This window comes from Rhizobium sp. HT1-10 (genome assembly GCF_049472505.1).
Lineage (GTDB): Bacteria > Pseudomonadota > Alphaproteobacteria > Rhizobiales > Rhizobiaceae > Rhizobium.
Genome location: NZ_JBCEBQ010000002.1, coordinates 259,737 through 282,261, shown reverse-complemented (window position 1 = coordinate 282,261; position 22,525 = coordinate 259,737). Strand labels below are relative to the sequence as shown.

The window sequence follows — 22,525 nt, the reverse complement described above, 5'->3', positions numbered from 1 at the left end:
ATTGAGCATAGTTGAACGCAGGATGGAGGTGCGGCCCGCAGGTGGCCGCACCATGCCCATCGTCAAGGCCGTGCTGCGCTTTGTCGGCATCGCCATAACAACCTATCTCGGCCTTTTGGCCGTTACCTTCTTCATCGGCCGCGTCGTGCCGATCGATCCGGTTCTCGCCATCCTCGGCGACCGGGCGCCGGCCCATGTCATCGAGCGGACGCGGCGAGAGCTCGGCCTCGACCTGCCGCTCTACGAGCAGTTTTTCATCTATATCAAGGGCGTGCTGTCAGGCGATTTCGGCACCTCGGTGCTGACCACCAACCCCGTGATGACCGACATCCGCCGCGCCTTTCCGGCAACGCTGGAGCTGGCAACGCTTGGAACGATCATCGGCTCTGTGATCGGCGTGCCGCTCGGCGTGCTCGCCGCCGTTCGTCGGGGCAGTTTTGTCGATCAACTGGTGCGCGTCATCGGGCTGGTCGGCTATTCGGTGCCCATCTTCTGGATGGCGCTGATCTCGCTGGTGATCTTCTATGCCAAATTGAATTGGGTAGCCTTCCCGGGCCGTATCGACATCACCTACGAATACACGTTCACGCCGATCACCGGACTGTTCCTGCTCGACGCCGCCCTGCAGGGCGAGTGGGACGTGTTCAACGACGTCTTCCGTCACATCATCCTGCCGGCCTCGCTGCTCGGCTATTTCTCGCTTGCCTATATCAGCCGCATGACGCGCAGCTTCATGCTCAACGAGCTCGGCCAGGAATACATCGTTGCCGTGCGGGCGAAAGGCTTGTCCGAGACACGGGTGATCTGGGCGCATGCGTTGCGCAATGCCGCCGTGCCGCTGGTAACGGTCATCGCGCTGTCCTACGCCGGCCTGCTCGAAGGCTCCGTGTTGACCGAAACCGTGTTCTCCTGGCCGGGCATCGGCTTCTACATCACCAATTCTCTGCAGAATGCCGATATGAACGCCGTGCTCGGCGGCACCATCGTCATCGGCACTGTCTTCATCGGCATCAACCTTCTGTCCGACATCCTCTACCGGACGCTCGACCCAAGGACACGACGCAAATGACGGGTCCAACGACACCAGCAGCACCGCTCACCCGCCGCCAGTGGCTTCTTTCCGACCGGCCCCAGTCCCGCCTGCAGGCAAGACTCGGGCGCGCCTACATCACCTGGCGGCAGTTTTCCGCCAATCACCTGGCTGTGCTCGGCCTGGTGATCATCGTCGGGCTGCTGTTCATGGCGGTTTTTGCCGATGTGATCGCCACCAAGTCTCCCGTGATCGGCGATCTGGCCAATGCCCGGCTGCTGCCGCCGGGAACGCAGGGCTATCTGCTTGGCACCGACGACCAGGGCCGGGACATCTTCTCGCGGATCATGCACGGATCGCGGCTGACATTGCTGGTCATCGTGCTGGTGGCGATCATCTCGGCGCCGATCGGACTGTTGGTCGGCACCGTGTCGGGATATGTCGGTGGATGGCTCGATGCCGTTCTGATGCGCATCACCGACATCTTCCTTGCCTTCCCGAAGCTCGTCCTGGCGCTGGCCTTCGTGGCAGCCCTCGGGCCGGGTATCCAGAATGCGATCATCGCCATCGCCATCACCTCCTGGCCGCCCTATGCGCGCATTGCCCGGGCAGAAACGCTGACCGTCCGGCGCTCGGATTATATTTCAGCCGTCAGGCTGATGGGTGCCTCGCCGCTGCGGATCATCTTCCGCCATGTCATGCCGCTATGTATCTCCTCGCTGATCGTCCGGGTGACGCTCGATATGGCTGGTATCATCCTCACGGCTGCCGGTCTCGGCTTCCTCGGGCTCGGCGCGCAGCCCCCGCTTCCCGAATGGGGCGCCATGATCGCGGCCGGTCGCCGCTTCATCCTCGACCAATGGTGGGTCGCCGCCATGCCGGGCTTTGCCATCCTCATCGTCAGCCTCGGCTTCAATCTTCTGGGCGACGGCCTTCGCGATGCGCTCGATCCGCAGGAGAGCGGCCGATGACGATGCTGACGGTCGATAACCTGAAGGTAAGCTATCCGACACGCACCGGCGTGATCGAGGCCGTTCGCGGCGTTTCCTTCACCCTCGGTCGCGAACGGCTCGGCATCGTCGGCGAGAGCGGATCCGGCAAATCACAGACGGGCCGTGCCATCATGGGCCTCACCCAGTCGCATGGGATCGTGACCGCTGACAGGCTCGATTTCAACGGCATGGATCTGCTGAAGGCCACGCCCAGGGAGCGGCGGGCGCTGCGCGGCAAGCGCATCGCCATGGTGCTGCAGGACCCGAAATATTCGCTGGATCCGGTCATGACCATCGGCAGGCAGGTTTGCGAAACCCTGCGGACCCATGAGCGGGTGAGCAAGGCCGAGGCCCGCGATCGGGCGCTCGCCATGTTGGAGGCGGTGCAGATCCGCGAGCCGCAGCGGGTCTACGACCTGCATCCGCATGAGGTGTCCGGCGGCATGGGGCAGCGGGTGATGATCGCCATGATGCTGATCGCCGGTCCGGAACTGCTGATCGCCGACGAGCCGACCTCGGCGCTCGACGTGACGGTGCAGCTCGATGTGCTCAGGATCATGGACAAGCTGGTCTCCGAGCGCGGCATGGGGCTGATCTTCGTGTCGCACGATCTGCGGCTGGTATCGTCCTTCTGCGACCGCGTGATTGTGATGTATGCGGGCAAGATCGTCGAGGAACTGCCGGCGTCGGAACTGCGCAACGCCCAGCACCCCTACACAAGGGGCCTGCTCAACTGCATGCCCGTCATTGGCGAAGATCGTCATCCATTGCCGGTGCTCGAGCGCAAGCCGGAGTGGGCTGCATGACCACGACCCTGTCGATCAACAATCTCAGCGTCATCTATGAAGGCTACTACGCGCTGAACGCTGTCAGCGTCGCCGTCGAAAAGGGCCAGTCCTTCGGTCTGGTCGGCGAATCCGGTTCCGGCAAGTCGACCTTGCTGCGGGCGGTCGCAGGCCTTGCGCCGGTCAACGAAGGCACGATCCGCATCGAAGGCGAAACGCTGAAGGGCGCCAGGCGCAGCAAGCGCTTCTATCGCGATGTCCAGATGGTGTTCCAGGATCCCTATGGATCGCTGCATCCACGCCAGACGATCGACCGGCTGCTGCTCGAGCCGTTGTTGATCCACGGGATCGACGACGGCGAGCGGCGCATCACCCGGGCGCTCGACGAAGTGGGCCTCGGCGCCGGCTTCCGCTTCCGCTACCCACACCAGCTCTCGGGCGGCCAGCGGCAGCGGGTGGCAATCGCGCGGGCGCTGATTATCGAGCCGTCGATCCTGCTGCTGGATGAGCCGACATCGGCCCTCGATGCCTCCGTGCAGGCCGAAGTCCTCAACCTGCTGGAACAGATCCGCCGCGATCGCAACCTCACCTTCGTCATGGTCAGCCATGACCTCGGCGTCGTCACCCATATGTGCGATCATCTGGCCGTCATGCAGAACGGCTCCGTCGTCGAGCGAATTTCATCTTCCGATCTGGCAGCCGGCCGCGTCTCTGAGGATTATACGCGTAATCTGATGATCGCGAGCAAAGGCTTTTCCCGAGACTAAGTATAGATTTCAACGTGTTAACTCTAAGGAGGGTTAAGGCCTGGTTTAAACACGACCAAGAACCTAGACTATTGACAGCTGCCGCATTTGTGTCATGATCTTGTTAACGGTGATTAACACTTTGTGATCGCGTGACGGAGGTAAGGCATGTTTTTCATGGGCGGTATGACCCTTGGCTACCTTCATGCTCCCGTTCGGGCAAAACGCGCCGACGGCAGTGCTACGGCCTCTGAAGAAGACAATGGGGTGGTGCAACGCTTGCCGCCGGCACCGGCACCGGGAGACGGTGCCCTGGAGCGGACCCTTCTCTGGGCCCGTCGCATTCTCTGCTAGTTCTGCATTTTCGGCTGATCGAGGGTTAATTTTTCCGCACGGGTGCCGGGCGCGAAAATCCTTCTCTCCCAATCCGGACGTTATTGCCCGACTATAGCCGAACGATGACGCATCCAATCTGACAACGGAGGTAGCACATGGCAAATCTTGGTCTATCCAATGTGCCCGTTCGTGGTTTCGATGAGCCCTCGGAGCGTCGGCGCCTGGCTTCGACGACTGCGATTTCCAAGCGGCGTCAGTGGGAAACCGCATTCCACGTCGCGCTCTTCGTGGCAGCCTTCGCTTTTGTGGCTGCTATCGTCTGCGGGATCGGACTTTAGGACCGACGATCAAATGTCGCCGGAAATATCGGCGCAACCCTGAGCTTTCCCGATTGGAACAATAGAGTGAAATCGCCGTTCTCCTGTCCATTGAGACCAAGGAGATCGCCATGCTTTATTATGCACTCGTATTCCTCGTTGTGGCTATCATCGCCGGTGTTTTGGGTTTCGGCGGCATTGCCGGCGCTTCCGCATCAATTGCACAGGTTCTGTTCTTCCTGTTCCTCGTCCTTTTCGTCGTGTCGCTGATCGCCCGGGTCATTCGGCGTGCCTGATTCGCGTCCAACTCAAATCCGGCGGTCCAAGGGCTGCCGGATTTCTGTGTGCGGGATGCACGCCGGCTCATAAATTTCACCTTCCGGATGGCATGCACCGGCGGAAACCAGTAAGCTGCGACGTCGAAAAGCGCGGGAAAGACGAATGGATAAGACGGAAACGACGCCCGAAAGCGTCGAGCCAGGGGCGGTGAAGATCAAGAGCACTCCCGCCAAGGCCGTTTTGAAGCAGGATCCCCATTCGCTTCGCGATCCCAAGGAAAATAATCTCGAAGTCGCCATCGGTCGCGAGGTTCGGTCTTTCCGCAAGACGCTGGGCATCACCGGCGCGGATCTCGCTTCGGCGACAGGGATTTCGCTCGGCATGCTGTCGAAGATCGAGAATGGCAACACCTCGCCCTCGTTGACAACCCTACAGGCGCTGGCCGCCGCGCTCGGCGTGCCCGTCACGGCCTTCTTCCGCCGCTTCGAGGAGGTGCGCAACGCGGTTTTCGTGAAGGCGGGGGAGGGACTGGAAATCGAGCGGCGGGGCACCCGTGCCGGTCATCAGTACAACCTGCTCGGTCATATCGGCAACAGTGCCAGCGGCCTGCAGGTCGAGCCCTACCTGATCACGCTAACAGCGGATTCCGATGTCTTCCCCGCGTTTCAGCATGATGGCCTGGAACTGATCTATATGCTGGAAGGCGAGGTCAAATACCGCCATGGCGACAAGCTCTATACGATGCTGCCGGGCGACAGCCTGTTTTTCGATGCCGATGCGCCGCACGGCCCGGAAGTGCTGGTCGAGTTGCCGATCCGCTTCTTGTCTATCATTTCCTACCCCGAGCGCAGCGGCGTCTAGCAAGATGCTGCCGTCTTCATCATCTTGCTCGCTCAGTTCAGTTTAAGTTCATATTTGCGGGCCTATGGAGTTAGGTACGTGTCACGCTGACGTCTTGCCGGCGCGATTCGCGGTGCAATGTGGAGAATGTCCGATGAACTCGATCGCCTTGATGTAATCTTGCCGCCGTGCTCGCTTAACTTATAGTGGGCGCTTCCAAGGTTTCATGGAACCGGATCGACAATGGGGAATTGCCCAATGGTTGAACGCCCATGAAAATCTCCGCCGAAACTGGTTATGCTACGGTAATGCCGTCAAAGCCTTTTCCTATGCCCGGTGGGCCGAGGGTTAGAGTCACGATGGGTGTTGTCCGGATAACGGTCTCGGCGAATGCTCGTCACTCCGTTTGGATCCAGAACCCGACCCATGTCAGCTGAAAATTCCCCGACCCCTTCGCCGCGCGCTCCTGAATCCAACCCGATCGATTTCAACGATTCGATCCGTGCGAGCTTTCTGTCCAACGACCAGTTGAGAGAATGCGGGGAAGCCTTCGCCCGCGATGGCGCAGCCTCGCTGCCGAATTTCCAGCCCTTCGAGTTTTTTGCCCGTCACCGCGAGAACGAGACGGAAATCCTGCGCGTCTACCGCGCAGCGGCTGCGGACGTCGAAGCAGGACAGTCGATCACGCCCGCGGCCGAGTGGTTGCTCGACAATCACTACGTGATCGAAGAGGCCATCCAGGAAGTCCGGCGCGATTTCCCGAAGAAATTCTACAGGCAGCTGCCGACCATCACCATCCAGGGGATGGTGATGCCGCGTGCGCTGGCCGTCGCATGGCTTTACGTCGCCCATACCCATAGCAGGATTTCCTACAAGGGCCTGATGGCCATCGTTGATGGCTTCCAGGAGCGCGAGATCTTCAAGATCGGCGAGCTCTGGGCGCTGCCGTCGCTGGTGCGCTACGTGCTGGTCGACAATCTTCGCCGGATATCGATCCGGGTCGAGCATAGCCGCCGCATGCGCAGCAAGGCGAACGAGGCGGCCGACGAGTTGATCCGTCTTGCGGACCCGGCCAAATGCGCTGAATATCTGACGACGCTCGAGCCGCTTACCCACGACAATACGTTTTCGACGCAGTTTCTCTATCGTTTGCGTGACGGGTCCCAGACGTCCAGCATGGCCATCGACTGGCTGGAGCAGCGGATAGAAGCAGCCGGCACCGATTACGAAGCCGTTATGTTGGCCGAGCATACCCGGCTTGCCGCCGGTAATGCCACGATGGGTCACATCATCCGCAGCCTGCGGGAAATCGATGACACCGAATGGTCCGTCTGGGTCGAGGAGGTCAGCAAGGTCGACAAGCTGCTCTGGGCGGAGACCGATTACGGCGCGCTCGACGCAGGCTCGCGCAACAAATATCGCAAGCAGATCGAAAAGCTGGCGCGTCGCTCCGACAAGACGGAGATCGAGATCGCCCAGAAGGCGATCGACATGACGGCGGCGGCCAAGGCCTCGTCCGAGCCGCAATCGCATGAGCCGAATGTCGGCGGCTTCCTGGTTGGAATGCAGCGGATGAAGCTGGAAGAGGCAATCAACTACAAGCCTTTGCCGGTCCAGCATTTCGTCCGCCAGGTCCGTAAGCTCGGCTGGCTCGCCATCGCCGGCCCCGTCGTGCTGTTGACGATCATCGCCATGGCGTTGGTCGGCAGTTTCCTGGCGAATGCCGGTTTGAGCGCAGCCGGGATCGTCATCCTGCTGCTGATGTTCTCGTTGCCGGCTTCCGAAGGCGCGACCGGGCTTTTCAACACCATCATCACCTTCTTCGTGACGCCGGTGCGGCTTGTCGGCTATGAGTTCAAGGAGGGTATCCCCGAGGATGCCCGTACCCTCGTCGTCGTCCCGACACTCATATCGAGCCACGACAGCGTCGACGAACTGGTGCGCAACCTCGAGGTCCACTATCTCGCCAATCCGCGCGGCGAAGTCTATTTCGCTCTGCTCAGCGACTGGCCCGACAGCAAGGTCGAGGAAACCGCAGGCGATCTTGAAATTCTCGACTACGCCCGCCGCGAAGTCGCTAATCTATCGCAGCGCTACGATTTCGACGGCAAGACGCGTTTCTACCTCCTGCACCGCCGCCGCCTCTACAATCCGGCCGAAGAGGCCTGGATGGGCTGGGAGCGCAAGCGCGGCAAGCTGCACGAGCTGAACCTGCTGCTGCGCGGCGACCGCGACACCACCTTCCTGCCCGGCGCCAACATCGTTCCGAAAAACGTCCAGTATGTCATGACGCTGGATTCCGACACGCGCCTGATGCGCGACACCGTCACCAAGCTGGTCGGCAAGCTCTACCATCCGATCAATCGTCCGGTGGTCGATCCGGAAACCAAGCGTGTCGTCAGTGGCTATGGCGTGCTGCAGCCGCGCGTGACGCCGTCGCTGACCACGGGCAAGGACGCCTCGGTGTTCCAGCGCGTGTTCTCGATCAACAGGGGTCTCGATCCCTACGTCTTCACCGTTTCCGACGTCTATCAGGATCTCGCCGGCGAAGGCACCTTTACCGGCAAGGGCCTCTATCACGTCGATGCTTTTGAGAATGCCCTGCGTGGCAAGATCGACGAAAACTCCGTCCTTAGCCACGATCTGCTCGAAGGCTCGATGGCGCGCTGTGCCCTCGTCACCGACTGCGAACTCGTGGAAGACTTCCCGATCCGCTACGAAGTCGAGGTCTCGCGCCAGCATCGCTGGGCGCGTGGCGACTGGCAGTTGCTGCCCTACATCTTCAATCCGCTGCGCGGTATCACCGGCCTCGGCCGCTGGAAGATGTTCGACAATTTGCGCCGCTCGCTGACGCCGATCGCCTGGTTCTTCGCCTCCGTGCTCGGCTGGTACTTCCTGGCGCCGTTCCCGGCGCTGGTCTGGCAGATCGTGCTGATCTTCTGCCTGTTCGTCGCCCCGACGCTCGGCCTCATCAACGGCATCATCCCGCGCACCAGCGATATCGTCGCGCGCGCCCATCTCTATACGATCTGGACAGACATCCGCGATGCCAATGCCCAGGTGGCACTGCGCATCGTGTTCCTGGCGGACTCCGCCTGCGGCATGGCCGATGCCATCGGTCGCTCGCTCTACCGCACCTTCGTCAGCCGCAAGATGATGCTGCAATGGCGCACGGCCGCCAGCGCCCAGGCCGCGGCGCAGACCACGATCCTCGGCCACTACAAGGTCATGTGGCAGGCTCCCGTCCTGGCACTGCTGGCGCTCGGACTTGCTACTCTGAGTGGCGATTATGCTTATCTGGTCGGCATTCCTTTCGTCGTCCTCTGGGTCCTCTCGCCAGCTGTTGCCTATTATGTCAGCCAGTCGGCGGAGACGGAGGATCGGCTCGACGTGTCCGAGCATGTCTCGACCGAGCTGCGCAAGATCGCCCGGCGTACCTGGCGCTATTTCGAGACCTTCGTCGTCGAGCAGCAGAACTTCCTGCCGCCGGACAACGTCCAGCAGACACCGCACGCGGTCGTCGCGCCGCGCACGTCGCCCACAAATATCGGCGTCTATTTGCTTTCCGTCGTGTCGGCCCGCCATTTTGGCTGGGTGTCCTTCGAGGAGACGATTACCCGTCTCGAACAGACGATCGCCACGGTCGACCGGATGGAGAAATTCCGCGGCCACCTTTTGAACTGGTATCACACGGACACCCTCAAGACGCTTGGGCCGCGCTATGTATCGGCCGTCGATAGCGGCAACCTTGCCGGCCACCTGATCGCCGTCTCGTCGGCCTGCCGCATCTGGGCCGAAGCGCCGTCGGCGCACATGCAGGGCAGCCTCGATGGCGTCGGCGATGTGTCGGGCGTTCTTCAGGAAATCCTTGCGGATCTTCCCGATGACCGAAAGACCGTCCGTCCGCTGCGCCGCCGGCTGGAAGAGCGTATCATCGGCTTCCAGAACGCGCTTGCAGCCGTCAAGCGCGAGCACGAATTTGCCTCGATCCGCATCATTAACCTTGCCGTGCTCGCCCGCGACATCAAGAAGCTCGCGGCCAACCTCGATCACGAAGTCAAGTCGCCTCAAAGCGCTGAGGTCATCTGCTGGTCTGAATCGCTGATCCAGGTTTGCGAAGCCCATATTGCCGACAGCGTCTTCGACCTGTCCAACGTCGAGGCACTGCGCCAGCGTCTGATCAACCTCAGGGATCGCAGCCGCGACATTGCCTTCTCGATGGACTTCGCCTTCCTGTTCCGACCGGAGCGGCGCCTGTTGTCGATCGGCTATCGCGTCGAAAGCGGCGAGCTGGATGCGGCTTGCTACGACCTTCTCGCGTCCGAAGCCCGTCTCACCAGCCTGTTTGCGATTGCCAAGGGCGACCTGCCGACGGAGCACTGGTATCGTCTCGGCCGTCAGGTCGTGCCGGTCGGCTCGCGCGGTGCGCTGGTCTCCTGGTCGGGCTCGATGTTCGAATATCTGATGCCGCCGCTGGTCATGCAGGAGCGTCAGGGCGGCATTCTCAACCAGACGAACAACCTGATCGTCATCGAGCAGATGAACTACGGTCGCCGGCTGGGCGTGCCGTGGGGTATCTCGGAAGCGGCTTTCAATGCCCGCGACCACCAGATGAACTATCAGTACACCAACTTCGGCGTGCCCTCGCTCGGTCTGAAGCGGGGTCTCGGTCAGAACGCCGTAATCGCGCCTTACGCCTCGCTGCTGGCGGCCATGTACGATCCGGAGGCGGCGCTCGAGAACCTCAACCGTCTGCGCAAGGTTGGCGCTCTCGGCATGTACGGTTTCCATGATGCCGTCGATTTCACACCGACCCGCGTTCCGGACGGCCAGAAATACGCGATCGTCTACAACTACTATGCCCACCACCATGGCATGTCGATCGCGGCCGTCGCCAACGTCGCCTTCAACGGCAGGCTTCGCGAGCTCTTCCACGCCGATCCGGTGATCGAAGCGGCCGAGCTGCTGCTGCAGGAAAAGGCGCCGCGGGATATTCCTGTCATGGCGGCCAAACACGAGACCGATGCTCCGGCCAATATCCAGGAGGATCTTCTCAAGGCGGAAGTCCGCAAGATCAACAATCCTGCCCGTCAGGATCGCGAACTGGCGCTGCTTTCTAACGGCCACTATTCCGTCATGCTGACGGCAACCGGTGCCGGTTACTCGCGCTGGAACGGCCTTGCCGTTTCGCGCTGGAAGCCCGATCCGACTGAAGACCGCTGGGGCACGTTCATCTTCCTGCGCGATACTGTCTCGCATCAGTGGTGGTCGGCGACATCAGAACCGCGCAGTGTCGAAGGTGAAAAGGCGAGCGTCGTCTTCAGCGACGACAAGGCCGAATTCTCGAAGACGGTCGGCGAGCTGACCAGCGATGTTGAGTGCATCATCGCCACGGATCACGACGCCGAAGGCCGCCGGGTGACGTTGCACAATGCCGGCTCGGAAGACCGCTTCATCGAAGTGACCTCCTATCTCGAGCCCGTCATCGCCAACGACGATGTCGACGCGGCCCATCCGGTCTTTGCCCGAATGTTCGTGAAGACCGAAATCGGCAAGCGTGGGGATGTGATCCGGGTCGAGCGCAACAAGCGCGATCCGAACGAGCCGGATATGGCGATGGCTCACATGGTCGCGGACAATGCCGGGTCCGAGCGGCCGACGGAGTTCGAAACCGACCGCCGTCGCTTCATCGGCCGTGGCCGAAGCCTCGGCGATGCGGCAGCCTTCGATGCCGGTGCAAACCTTTCCGGTACCGATGGGTTCACGCTCGATGCCTGCCTGTCGCTGCGCCGCGTCGTGCGCGTGCCGGCCGGCAAGAAGGTCAGCGTCATCTTCTGGACGATCGCCGCCCCGAACCGGGAGGATATCGACAAGGCCGTCGAACGCTTCCGCAATCCTGAAGTCTTCGGCCAGGAAATGGTGCATGCCTGGACCCGCACCCAGGTGCAGATGCGCCAGATCAGCGTCACCTCGCAGCAGGCCAAGATCTTCCAGCATCTTGCCCGCTACCTGATCTATCCCGACATGCATCTGCGTGCCGAAGCGGCCGTCGTTCAGGCAGGACTGCAGCCGCAGTCGGCGCTCTGGCCGCTGGCGATTTCGGGCGACTTCCCGATCTTTACGCTGCGTATCAACGATGACGTCGATCTCGAGATCGCGAAGGAAGCCTTGAGTGCGCAGGAATATCTGCGCTCGCGGGGCATCGCCGCCGACCTCGTCATCATGAACGAGCGTGCTGCGTCCTACGCGCAGGATATGCAGCATGATCTGGATGCGCTCTGCGAAGCCGTGCGCCATTCCAGTCAGGGCGAAGGCTTGCGGCCGAACATCTTTGCGGCTCGCAAGGATCTGATGGAGCCGGAAACCTACCAGGCCGTGCTGGCTGCCTCGCGCGTCGTCTTCCATGCCCGCAATGGCACGATCGTCGACCAGATCACCCGTGCGCCGGCCCTGTTCGCCTCCGTCCACAGTGGCGAGCCGGAAATGCGGCGCACCTCGGTCGTGGCCACGATCCAGGAGCGGGCGTTGACGGCCGCAGCGGTGGAAGATCGCGGCGACCTCGATTTCTGGAACGGTTACGGCGGCTTCTCCGGTGATGGCCGCGAATATGTGGTTCGCCTGTTTGGCGGCCAGTCGACGCCGCAGCCGTGGATCAACGTGATCTCCAACGAGAACTTCGGCTTCCACGTTGCCGCCGAAGGGGCTGCCTTCACCTGGAGCACCAATTCGCGCGACTACCAGCTGACATCCTGGTCGAACGACATGGTCATCAACCGTCCGGGCGAAGCGATGTATGTCGCCGATCTCGACAGCGGTGCCGTGATGACCCCCTATGCGGCCTTGTCGCGCCGCTCGTCTGTCGTCTTCGAAGCACGCCATGGCCTCGGCTATTCCGTCTTCACCAGCGTTCAGGACGAGATCGCGCTTGAGGTAACGCAGACGGTGGACCAGAAGCGGCCCGTGAAGATGACCCGTCTCCGCCTGCGCAACGACGGATCGACGGCACGCCGCCTGCGGCTCTACAACTACGCAGAATGGGTCCTGGGCAATAATCCGCGCAAGACCGGCCCCTTCATCCTGTCATCGCAGGATGCGGAGACCGGCGCGCTGTTTGCGAGCAATCCCTACAGCATCGATTACTCGACCCATGTTGCCTTCATGGCAGCAAACGAGACGCCGAGCAGCGTCTCCAGCAGCCGGCGCGAGTTCATCGGACGCTCAGGCTCGATCCAGATGCCCAAGGCGGTTGCTTCCGGTGCCATCCTCTCGGGCTCCTTCGATCTCGAGGGCGACCCCTGCGCGGCTCTCGCCATCGACGTGACGCTCCAGGCGGGCGAACAGCGGGATATCTGCTTCTATATGGGCGATACCGCTTCGACCGACGAAGCACGAGCCTTGGTATCCGCCATACGCTCAGAAAGCTTCGACGAGTTGCTGCAGGCAAGCCAGTCCTTCTGGAACGGATTTACCGGCCGGTTGCAGATCTCGACGCCGGACAAGGCCATGAACAACATGGTCAATACCTGGCTTCCCTACCAGAGCCTCGGATGCCGGATCATGGCTCGCACGGCTTTCTACCAGGCAAGCGGCGCCTTCGGCTTCCGCGACCAGCTGCAGGATACGCTGGCGTTCCTGACGCACTCGCCGCAGCTTGCCCGCAAGCAGATCCTCAACGCGGCATCGCGCCAGTTCCCTGAAGGCGATGTGCAGCATTGGTGGCTGCCCGGCAGCGGTGCGGGTGTGCGCACCCATATCTCGGACGACGTCGTCTGGCTCGCCTATGCCATCGACCAGTACTGCACGGTGACCGGCGATCGCGCTCTTCTCGACGAAGAACTGCCGTTCATCGAAGGTGCTGTTTTGACGTCGGGCATGCACGATGCCTTCTACAAGCCCGACCTGTCTTCCACCAAGGCAAGCCTCTACGAACACGCGGCGCTGGCGCTTGACCTTGCCATTCGTCGCAAGGGCGGAAACGGCCTGCCGCTTATTCTGGGCGGCGACTGGAACGACGGCATGAACCGCGTCGGCATGCTGGGCCGAGGCGAAAGCACTTGGCTGGGCTGGTTCCTGGCTGGCACGCTGACCTCGTTCATTCCCTACGCGGAAGCACGCGGCGACAGCGCCCGCGTCGCCCGCTGGTCGGCCCATCTGCCGGAGCTGAAGAAGGCTCTGGAAGCGGCCGGCTGGGATGGCGCCTACTATCGCCGTGGCTTCTTCGACGATGGTACGCCGCTGGGTTCGAACGAGAACTTCGAATGCCAGATCGACTCCATCGCCCAGTCCTGGAACATCCTGTCCGGCGAGGGCGACCGGGCCCGAGGCGAAAAGGCCATGGATGCCGTGCTCGAGCGGCTGGTCGACGAGGAAAAGGGAATTATCCGGCTGTTCACGCCGCCCTTCGCCAAGTCTCCGCGCGATCCCGGCTATATCCGCTCCTATCCGCCGGGCGTTCGCGAAAATGGCGGGCAGTATACCCACGCGGCGACCTGGGTCGTGTTGGCGCTGGCTGAGATGGGCCGGGGAGACGATGCCTGGCGCTGCTTCAGTCTGCTCAATCCGGTGAACCACGCGCTCGACAAGGACGCCAGCGATCTCTATCGGGTCGAACCCTATGTCGTGGCGGCCGATATCTATGGCGAGGGCGAACTGGCCGGGCGTGGTGGCTGGAGCTGGTACACCGGCTCGGCTGGCTGGATGTACCGCGTCGCGATCGAGGGGCTGCTGGGGATCCGCGTCGCCAATGGCCACCTTTATGTTAAGCCTGCCTTGCCATCTGCGTGGAATGGCTTTACGGCGGAACTGGACATAGCAGACACAAAATATCGCATTGTGGTCTCAAAATCGGCCAATGCCGATGGCTACTCTGTCGTCATCAACGACAGGGCGCTCGGTGGTCCCGAGGAGGGACATCCGATCGGCTGACGGTCACTCTTTTTTGATCCGGCTCGAATTGACGGAGGCGGCCAAAAGGGGGAACCCTTTGGCCGCCTTCGCGTTTTAAGGCCGAACAGGAGTGGACCGGATGGCCCCGAACATGAGGACAGTGTCCGTTTCCACAGGCAATGCCGGTGGTTCGAGAGGCGCAGGACAACGCGATACACGCCTCGACGTGCTACGCGCGCTGGCCCTGATCGCGATCTTCATCAATCACGTCCCCGGCCAGATCTTCGAGAACCTGACGACTAAGCATTTCGGCTTCTCCGATTCGGCAGAGGCCTTCGTGTTGATTTCCGGCATTTCCATCGGCCTTGCCTACGGCGGCCGCTTCGTGGTCGGAAATCGCCTCGCAGCGTCCTACAAGGCGATCAAGCGGGCCGGCACGCTGTACATGGCGCACATGATCACGACCTTCATGACGATCGGCCTGTTCATCACAGGCGCCTGGGTTTTCAGCCGGCCCGGCCTGCTCTGCGAAATCAACATCCTGCCGGTGCTGACCAACCTGACGGCCGGCATTCCCTCGCTCGTGCTGCTCGGTCACCAGATCGGCTACAACAATATCCTGCCGATGTATGGCGCGCTGCTGCTGATGGTGCCGGCTATTCTCTGGCTCGAGGCGCTAAGCCCGAAGTTGCTGCTGCTGATTTCGGCGACCGTCTGGATGGCGGCCGGCGTCTACCAGATCGCGCCCCATAATTTTCTGCTGCCCGGCTTCTGGTTCCTTAATCCGCTGTCCTGGCAGTTCCTGTTCGTGATCGGCATCGTCTGCATGATGCATGTCCGCCGCGGCGGCACTCTGCCCAAGCACCCGGCGCTGTTTGCGCTGGCGGCGGGCTATGTCGCGCTGTCCTTCATTTGGGTGACGTTCAAGCTCTGGGCACTCGGCGGCCTGCTTGCCGCGACCGGGTTGCCGCCGGTCATTAGCGGCTTCGACAAGACATTCCTGTCGCTGCCCCGCCTGCTGCATGTCCTGGCGCTCGCCTATCTGGTGATCAATATCCCAGCGATCTCGCGTCTGCTCCGGCTTTCCTCGGCCAACCCGCTGACGGTTCTCGGTCGCCACTCGCTCAACATCTTTGCGGCAGGCACGATCCTGGCCATGATCGGCCAGGTCCTGCTCTACGTGACCAACAACGACCACGTGGTTGGTCCGCTCTTCGTTGTCTTCGGTATCGTGGTGCAGTTTTATTATGCCGAGCATCTTGAGAACAAGCGTCTGCTCGATCGCGAACGTTCGCGCGTGACGCCGGTCGCTCCAGCGATGGCGCTGCCGTCTCGTCGCGACCCTCGCTAAGCTCGTCAGCCGGCGCGAAAGTCTTCGAGCCGGCGCTTCTGCCTTCCATCCTGGTCGAAGTTGCTGGGATCTAGCCAGGCGACATAGGCCGCGCGCAAGGCCGGCCATTCCTTGTCGATGATCGAGAACCAGGTCGTGTCGCGGTTTTCGCCCTTCACAATCATATGCTGGCGGAACACGCCCTCGAACTTGAAGCCGAAACGGTCGGCCGCTCGCTTCGAGGGTTCATTGCGCTTGTTGCATTTCCACTCGTAGCGGCGGTAGCCAAGTTCTTCGAAGACGTATTGTGCAAACAGGAAGAATGCCTCCGTCGCCGCCGGCTTGCGCGAGACGAGCGGTCCCCAATAGATATTGCCGATTTCGATCACGCCTAGCGCTGGCTCTATGCGCATCAGGGTCTGTCGTCCGGCCACCTCGCCGGTCGCCTTGTCGATCAGAACGAAGAACAGCGGATCGTCGCTGGCTTCCGCCTTGTCGAGCCAGGGCTGGAAGGCGGCGCGACTTTCCGGCGGGGAGTCCGGCAGCCAGGCAAAACGATCATCGCTGTCCTCGACCGTCGAGGCTTCATAGAGACCGTCGCCATGCTTGGCCGCATTCAGCGGTTCGAGCCGGACGTAGCGTCCTTCGATGACCCGGCGCTCGGGCCTCGGGCGCGGCTGCCAGTCTTTCAGATCCTCGGACATGCTTTGCACCCTTCTTGCTCATCGCTGCTTCCCGTCAACGGATAGCGGCAGCGCCCTTGGAAATCAAATGGCGCTTCAGCCCAGCCACGTCGCATAGTCGGAAACCAGCAGACGCATCGGTGCCTCGTCCTCGTCTATTCCTGAAAAGCGCGAGACGGCAGGGTTGTCGAAGATGTTATCCGTGGCGTCGTCGTTGACGGTGGAGACCTCGGCGACAAAGACATCGCCCTCCTCGGCCCAGAAGGCATGCCAGTCGCCCGGCATCAACGTCACGCTCTCGCCCGGTGCCAGCCGCAGCTGTTCGCCGGGCGTTAGGCTGCGCTGCAGACCGTCGCAAAACACACTTGTCCCCTTCGAGCGGTCGCAGCGGCCATCGGTATCGCCAAAAAGTTCGATCACCAGCGTTCCACCGCCACGATTGATGATGTCTTCGGCCTTCAGCACGTGGGTGTGGCTCGGCGTGACCTGACCCTCGCGCGAGATCATCGCCTTCTCGGCGTAGAGCATGCCGCGTCCCTTGCGCAGATCCTCGAACCTCCCGTTGCGGGCGGTGAAGAGGAAGAGGCCGGATTGGGTGAAGTCGCCGAGGCCGAAGTCGGTGATGTCCCAACCGAGGTTGGCACCGGTGATGGCGCCGATCTCGCCCCTGCGGGCCTGCATTTCTGCGGGCGACCAATGGGCAAAGGGTGGCAGGATATAGCCAAAGGACCGCATGAAGGCCTCGGCCTCACGGATGATCCGGTTGATTTCGCTGCGCTTCATGAGGCTTGTCATGGGAGTTCCTCGCCTTCCCTCGTTATTTGACGCCGATACCGGCTGTCAGGCCGCCATCGATGCGGTGGTCGGAGCCGGTGATGAAGGCAGCCTTGTCGGAGGCAAGAAAGGCCGCGAGTTCTGCCACTTCCTCCGGCTCGCCGATGCGGCCGAGCGGGTGGGCCTCGCCGAAGCGCCGGAAGGCATCGTCTATATCGGCATCCGGTCCGCCGAAGGTGCGGGCGGCGAGCTCCAGGATCGGCGTGCGCACCGAGCCAGGGCTGATCGACACGACGCGAATGCGGTCGGACGCAAAATCCAGTGCCATGGCGCGGGTCATCGCGTGGATCGCGCCCTTGGAGGCGACGTAGGCGGAGACGCCTTGCTGGCAGGCATGGCCCTGGACGCTTGAGAGATTGACGATCACGCCGCCGCCGCGCTTGCGCATCTCCGGCACGCCGAACTGCGCCATCAGGTGGATGGAGCCGACATTGACTGCCATGCAGCGCATGAAGGTCTCGAAAGACGTGTCCGTGGCGTCGCCATAGGGATGCACGGCTGCCGCGTTGACGATGATATCGACGCCGCCAAAGCCCACGACGACCTCCTGCAGCGCGCTTTCGACCATGTCAGGCATACAAACGTCGGCGGTAAGGACGATGAGCGGCAGGCGCTCGGTCGATGCCTGCTGCTGCAACTCGACATTCGCCGCCGCATCGATCCCAAGGGCAGCGACAGCGGCGCCCCGGCGCGCGAGATGGAGAGCAACGGCTCGGCCGATGCCTGTCGTTCCCGTGACGATTGCCACCTTGTTGGTAAACTCTGCCATTACTTGCGTCCTTTGCGCGGCATGGTGCGATTGTTTGATGGCGTCGCACGCGGCGCCTCTGGAATGAATTCGAGACCGGCATCGAGATGCCGATCCATCTGGTAGGAAAAGGCGATGCGATTTCCGCTGCGAAGGGCAGCAACGATCGCCGCATGTTCGCCGACGACGGTCTCCAGCGTCAGCCGCTGCGATTTGCCGGCCATCATCAGCCGCTGGATCACTGGCTGCAGCATGCCATAGGTCTCGGAGAGCGTGCGATTGCCGGCCGCATTGACCAGCAGAGCATGGAACCGGAAGTCGCGCTCCGATGCCTGCTCGGCATCCTGGCTCGACAGGATCGTCTGGTTGAGCGCCTCCATCTCGTCCAAGATTTCGGGCGTCAGGCGCTCCATCAGCTGGTCGAACAGGTTCATCTCGGTTAGCCGGCGATAGCCCTGGATGTCGCGAAAGGCATCGACCGATACGTCCATGGCGAAAGCGAACAGCCGCTGCATGGCGCTCTGGTGCTGGTCCGTCAGCACGGCGCCGATCTTTTGCCGGGATTCGGCGACGCCATAGGCCTTCAGCGTACGGAATGCTTCGCGAACGGTGTTTCGGCTGGAATCGAAGAGGACGGCAAGCTCGGCTTCCCCAGGCAGGACATCGCCGACGCCCATGCCCCGTTCCCGGATCATCCCGCGGATCTGTCGGACCACGTCGTCGACGGCTGACGCCTTGCTACCATCCCCCATACGTCAATCCTCAATTGCTCCTGGTTAGTTTTATTATGTTGGGTTTAAAGTCACAATATGGAGCAGTATCTTGTCAATCCAAATTTTTTCGCTTTAATTGCCCAACATTATATCGGGAGGACAACATGCTTGAAAGTTGGCGGTGGTTTGGGCCGCAGGATCCGGTAACGCTATCGCATGCGCGCCAAGCCGGTGCCCATGGCGTCGTGACCGCCCTGCATCATATCTACGACGGGCGCGTCTGGACGCCTGACGACATCGCCGAGCGGATGGCGCTGGTGAAGAAGGCCGGAATGGTCTGGTCGGTTTGCGAGTCCATCCCGGTCAATTCGGCGATCAAGCTGCGCAACGCGAACTGGCGGCGTTATGTCGATGCCTGGAAGGAAAGCCTTGCCAATCTCGGCAAGGGTGGCGTTCCGGTCGTCTGCTACAATTTCATGCCGGTCGTCGATTGGACGCGCACCAATCTGCTTTTCCCGACGGCAGCAGGCGGTCTCGCATTGCGCTTCGACATGGTCGATTTCGCCGCCTACGATCTGTTCGTGCTGAAGCGCCGTGCGGCCGAGGAGAGCTATGCATCCGACATTGTCGAGACGGCGCGTCGCCGCTTCGAGGCGATGGGCGAGGCCGAGATCCTGACGCTGGAGACCAACATCATCGCCGGTCTTCCGGGCGGCGAGGACAGCCATACCCGCGAAACCATCCGTGGCCAGATTGCCTCCTATGACGACCTGTCCTTCGACGACATGCGTGCCAACCTCGTCGAGTTCCTGCGCGAGGTAGTTCCGGTGGCAGCGGAAAACGGGGTTCGGCTGGCCATTCATCCCGACGATCCACCGTTCTCCCTGTTCGGCCTGCCGCGGGTCGTCTCGCAGGCAGACGACATCCGGACGATTCTGGGTGCCGTCAACGATCCCGCCAACGGCATCACGCTCTGCGCCGGTTCCTATGGCTCGCGTGAAGGCAACGATGTGGTCGGGCTGGCGTCTGACTTCGCCGAGCACATCCATTTCGCCCATCTGCGAAACGTCACCAAGGAGCCGGATGGCTCATTCATCGAATCGGAACATCTGGGTGGCGACGTCAACATGGTGTCGCTGATCTCGGTGTTGCGCCGTGAGGAGCGTCGCCGGTTGGCCGCCGGTCGCAGCGATGCGGTCATTCCGATGCGGCCTGATCACGGGCATCTGCTGATCGATGACCAGGAAAAGGTCGTCAACCCGGGCTATTCCTGCATCGGACGGTTGAAGGGGCTGGCTGAACTCCGTGGCGTCATCGCGGCGCTCGACCAGTTTCACGCTGAAGGGAGCCTCACCAAATAGTGTGAGGATTGGATTGCCGGCTATGCAAAGCCGCCGGATGAGCACATCGCTCGTCCGGCCAAGGATTTCCGCGACTCGGTCACCGATGAAGCTCAAGATTGGTGCGAACCGCGATCTGCTCTCCGCAAGTCGGCACGAATGTGATTATAAAATCTCGCGCGATCCGTTAGTCTGGCGATTGCTTCATCGTCAAATGGATATCGTCATGGACAAGAAAACACCCGCCTCTGTTCCAACGCCGTTGTCGGGCGACGTGCCGCTCCGCTCGCGTGCCTGGTTCGACAATCCGCAAAACCCGGACATGACGGCGCTCTATCTCGAACGCTACATGAATTTCGGGCTGAGCCTGGAAGAATTGCAGTCCGGACGGCCGATCATCGGCATTGCCCAGACCGGGTCGGACCTGTCGCCGTGCAATCGTCATCACCTCGAACTTGCCAAGCGCGTGCGCGAGGGCATCCGTGATGCCGGCGGCATAGCAATCGAGTTTCCGGTTCATCCTATTCAGGAAACCGGCAAGCGACCGACTGCCGGTCTCGACCGCAATCTCTCCTATCTCGGGCTTGTCGAGGTTCTCTACGGTTATCCGCTCGATGGCGTGGTGCTGACGATCGGCTGTGACAAGACGACGCCGGCCTGTCTCATGGCGGCGGCCACCGTCAATATTCCGGCCATCGCACTTTCCGTCGGTCCAATGCTCAATGGCTGGTTTCGCGGCGAGCGCACCGGGTCGGGCACCATCGTCTGGAAGGCCCGCGAACTGCTCGCCAAGGGCGAGATCGACCAGAAGGGGTTCCTGAAGCTCGTTGCGTCGTCGGCTCCGTCGACCGGCTACTGCAACACGATGGGAACGGCGACGACAATGAATTCGCTGGCCGAGGCGCTGGGCATGCAGCTGCCCGGCGCGGCCGCCATTCCCGCGCCCTATCGCGATCGCCAGGAAATCTCCTATGAGACCGGCCTGCGCATCGTCGAGATGGTCCGCGAGGACCTGAAGCCGTCGGACATCCTGACCCGCGAAGCCTTCATCAACGCCATCAAGGTCAATTCCGCCATCGGTGGGTCAACCAATGCGCCGATCCACCTGAATGCGCTCGCCCGCCATGTCGGCGTCGCACTCGATATCGATGACTGGCAGACCCATGGCGAGGACATTCCGCTGCTGGTCAATCTGCAGCCGGCCGGCGAATATCTGGGCGAGGACTATTACCATGCGGGCGGCGTGCCGGCTGTCATGGGGGAGCTCATCAAGCATGACATGCTCGACACCAGCGCCATGACCGTCAACGGCCGCACCGTCGGTGAAAATTACACGAACTCCCGCATCGAGGACGAGAAGGTCATCCGGCCTTTCGACCGGCCGCTGAAGGAGAGGGCCGGCTTCCGGGTGCTGCGCGGCAATCTGTTTTCCTCGGCGATCATGAAGACCAGCGTCATCTCGCCTGAATTCCGCGAGCATTATCTGTCTGATCCTGAGGACCCGGAGGCCTTCACCGGGCGCGCAATCGTCTTCGACGGTCCGGAGGATTACCACGCGCGCATCGACGATCCATCGCTGGCTATCGATCTCAAAAGCATCCTGTTCATGCGGGGCGCCGGTCCGATCGGCTATCCCGGCGCAGCCGAAGTGGTCAACATGCGGGCGCCTGACTATCTGCTGAAGCAGGGCATCAATTCTCTGCCCTGTATCGGCGACGGGCGCCAGTCCGGCACGTCGGGTTCGCCATCGATCCTCAATGCCTCGCCTGAGGCTGCGGCCGGCGGCGCGCTGGCGCTGCTGCGCACCGGCGACATGGTGCGCATCGACCTCAAAAAGGGGTCCGCCAACATCCTCATCGACGACGAGGAACTGGCGTCGCGCCGCAAGGCACTCGAAGCGGCCGGCGGCTATGTCTACCCGGACAGCCAGACGCCCTGGCAGGAAATCCAGCGGAGCTTTGTCGGTCAGCTGGAAACCGGTGCCGTACTCGAGCCGGCGGTCAACTATCAGCGGATTGCCCAGACCAAAGGCATTCCGCGCGACAATCACTAAGTTTCCAGCGGCGGCTTTGGCTGTCGCGGGACTACCGTCTGCCGGGCCTATCCAGCCTGGCAGACACACGTGCCGTGCCGTCCATATCCTCCGTTTAAGGAAATATCCGTGAATCTCTTCAATCTCTCCGGCTTGGCCATTACCGCCATGCTGCTCTCCGGCGCTGCCGCCGAGGCCGCCGACTTCAACATCACGCCGCTGAAGGATGGCGACAGCTTCACCGGCTGCCTCGCCCAGAACTCCACCTCCACCGTCGGCCTCCTGGCCGTTGGCGACAAGGTCGTGTTGTTTGCCAATTCGCCGAAATTCACCATCGCCAAGGGCGATGAAGTCAAGGGCAGCTGGTCCGTGGACGGCGGTGCCTCAACCGAGTTTTCGTCGACCGCCGATACCGCCAGCACCGCCACCCTCGACGTGCCGAACACCACCGAGGCTGTCATCGCGCTGACTTCGGGTAAGACGCTGACCGTCAAGGCAAACACCCAGAGCGCCGATTTCCCGCTCGAAGGCGTCGAAAAGGCCTTCATGGGCCTCACCGAATGCATGCAGACCCAGAAGGCTCCTGAGTGATTCCAGGCAGCTTTCATAGATATGAAGATGGCCGCCCCAAGGC

Annotated in this window: 16 protein-coding genes; 12 read left to right on the top strand and 4 right to left on the bottom strand. The window is 61.8% G+C overall.

Translation table 11 applies throughout. The features are described 5' to 3' along the window. The first annotated feature begins 1 nt into the window (after nt 1). The 9 genes from VH564_RS06375 (at nt 2) to VH564_RS06335 (ending at nt 15,562) form a co-directional block, all read left to right on the top strand. Nucleotides 2–1,069 (top strand): ABC transporter permease, encoded by a 1,068-nt coding sequence (locus tag VH564_RS06375; protein WP_423338971.1) that lies wholly within the window; start codon nt 2–4, stop codon nt 1,067–1,069. Next, nucleotides 1,066–2,001, top strand: a complete 936-nt coding sequence (locus VH564_RS06370) for an ABC transporter permease (RefSeq protein ID WP_423338970.1) — start codon at nt 1,066–1,068, stop codon at nt 1,999–2,001. The genes VH564_RS06375 and VH564_RS06370 overlap by 4 nt, the downstream gene beginning before the upstream one ends. Beyond that, on the top strand, nt 1,998–2,828 hold the full coding sequence (locus VH564_RS06365) for an ABC transporter ATP-binding protein (RefSeq protein ID WP_423338969.1): 831 nt from the start codon (nt 1,998–2,000) through the stop codon (nt 2,826–2,828). The genes VH564_RS06370 and VH564_RS06365 overlap by 4 nt, the downstream gene beginning before the upstream one ends. Then, on the top strand, nt 2,825–3,574 hold the full coding sequence (locus VH564_RS06360) for an ABC transporter ATP-binding protein (protein ID WP_423338968.1): 750 nt from the start codon (nt 2,825–2,827) through the stop codon (nt 3,572–3,574). Before VH564_RS06365 ends, VH564_RS06360 begins: the two co-directional genes overlap by 4 nt. 470 nt (nt 3,575–4,044) lie before the next feature. Further along, a complete protein-coding gene (locus VH564_RS06355; protein WP_423338967.1) occupies nt 4,045–4,227 on the top strand; it encodes a hypothetical protein in 183 nt (60 codons plus the stop codon). 110 nt (nt 4,228–4,337) lie between these two features. Next, the gene (locus tag VH564_RS06350) at nt 4,338–4,502 is read left to right on the top strand and encodes a DUF1328 domain-containing protein (RefSeq protein WP_423338966.1); all 165 of its coding nucleotides are present in this window, start codon (nt 4,338–4,340) and stop codon (nt 4,500–4,502) included. Between the two features lie 145 nt (nt 4,503–4,647). After that, nucleotides 4,648–5,346 carry a helix-turn-helix domain-containing protein gene (locus VH564_RS06345; RefSeq protein ID WP_423338965.1) on the top strand — a complete coding sequence of 233 codons (699 nt, stop codon included), beginning with the start codon at nt 4,648–4,650 and terminating at the stop codon, nt 5,344–5,346. Between the two features lie 405 nt (nt 5,347–5,751). After that, nucleotides 5,752–14,250, top strand: coding sequence for a GH36-type glycosyl hydrolase domain-containing protein (locus VH564_RS06340; RefSeq protein ID WP_423338964.1), 8,499 nt, complete (start codon nt 5,752–5,754; stop codon nt 14,248–14,250). A gap of 112 nt (nt 14,251–14,362) precedes the next feature. Then, nucleotides 14,363–15,562: an OpgC family protein gene (locus VH564_RS06335; protein WP_423339392.1), complete on the top strand. Its 1,200-nt coding sequence runs from the start codon at nt 14,363–14,365 to the stop codon at nt 15,560–15,562. Between the two features lie 5 nt (nt 15,563–15,567). On the opposite strand, the gene VH564_RS06330 is transcribed toward VH564_RS06335, so the two are convergent. The 4 genes from VH564_RS06330 to VH564_RS06315 all read right to left on the bottom strand — a co-directional run bounded on the left by VH564_RS06330 (nt 15,568) and on the right by VH564_RS06315 (nt 18,558). Then, nucleotides 15,568–16,245: a GNAT family N-acetyltransferase gene (locus VH564_RS06330; RefSeq protein WP_423338963.1), complete on the bottom strand. Its 678-nt coding sequence runs from the start codon at nt 16,243–16,245 to the stop codon at nt 15,568–15,570. Between the two features lie 75 nt (nt 16,246–16,320). Further along, nucleotides 16,321–17,007 carry a D-lyxose/D-mannose family sugar isomerase gene (locus VH564_RS06325; RefSeq protein ID WP_423339391.1) on the bottom strand — a complete coding sequence of 229 codons (687 nt, stop codon included), beginning with the start codon at nt 17,005–17,007 and terminating at the stop codon, nt 16,321–16,323. A 34-nt stretch (nt 17,008–17,041) separates the two neighbouring features. Beyond that, the gene (locus VH564_RS06320) at nt 17,042–17,827 is read right to left on the bottom strand and encodes an SDR family NAD(P)-dependent oxidoreductase (RefSeq protein WP_423338962.1); all 786 of its coding nucleotides are present in this window, start codon (nt 17,825–17,827) and stop codon (nt 17,042–17,044) included. Further along, a complete protein-coding gene (locus tag VH564_RS06315; RefSeq protein WP_423338961.1) occupies nt 17,827–18,558 on the bottom strand; it encodes a FadR/GntR family transcriptional regulator in 732 nt (243 codons plus the stop codon). The genes VH564_RS06320 and VH564_RS06315 overlap by 1 nt, the downstream gene beginning before the upstream one ends. Before the next feature lie 125 nt (nt 18,559–18,683). On the opposite strand from VH564_RS06315, the gene uxuA reads away from it, so the two are divergent. The 3 genes from uxuA (at nt 18,684) to VH564_RS06300 (ending at nt 22,482) form a co-directional block, all read left to right on the top strand. After that, a complete protein-coding gene (gene uxuA / locus VH564_RS06310) occupies nt 18,684–19,880 on the top strand; it encodes a mannonate dehydratase (RefSeq protein ID WP_423338960.1) in 1,197 nt (398 codons plus the stop codon). Between the two features lie 205 nt (nt 19,881–20,085). Continuing rightward, nucleotides 20,086–21,912 (top strand): IlvD/Edd family dehydratase, encoded by a 1,827-nt coding sequence (locus tag VH564_RS06305; protein ID WP_423338959.1) that lies wholly within the window; start codon nt 20,086–20,088, stop codon nt 21,910–21,912. A gap of 108 nt (nt 21,913–22,020) precedes the next feature. Continuing rightward, a complete protein-coding gene (locus tag VH564_RS06300; RefSeq protein ID WP_423338958.1) occupies nt 22,021–22,482 on the top strand; it encodes a hypothetical protein in 462 nt (153 codons plus the stop codon). Nucleotides 22,483–22,525: the final 43 nt, after the last annotated feature.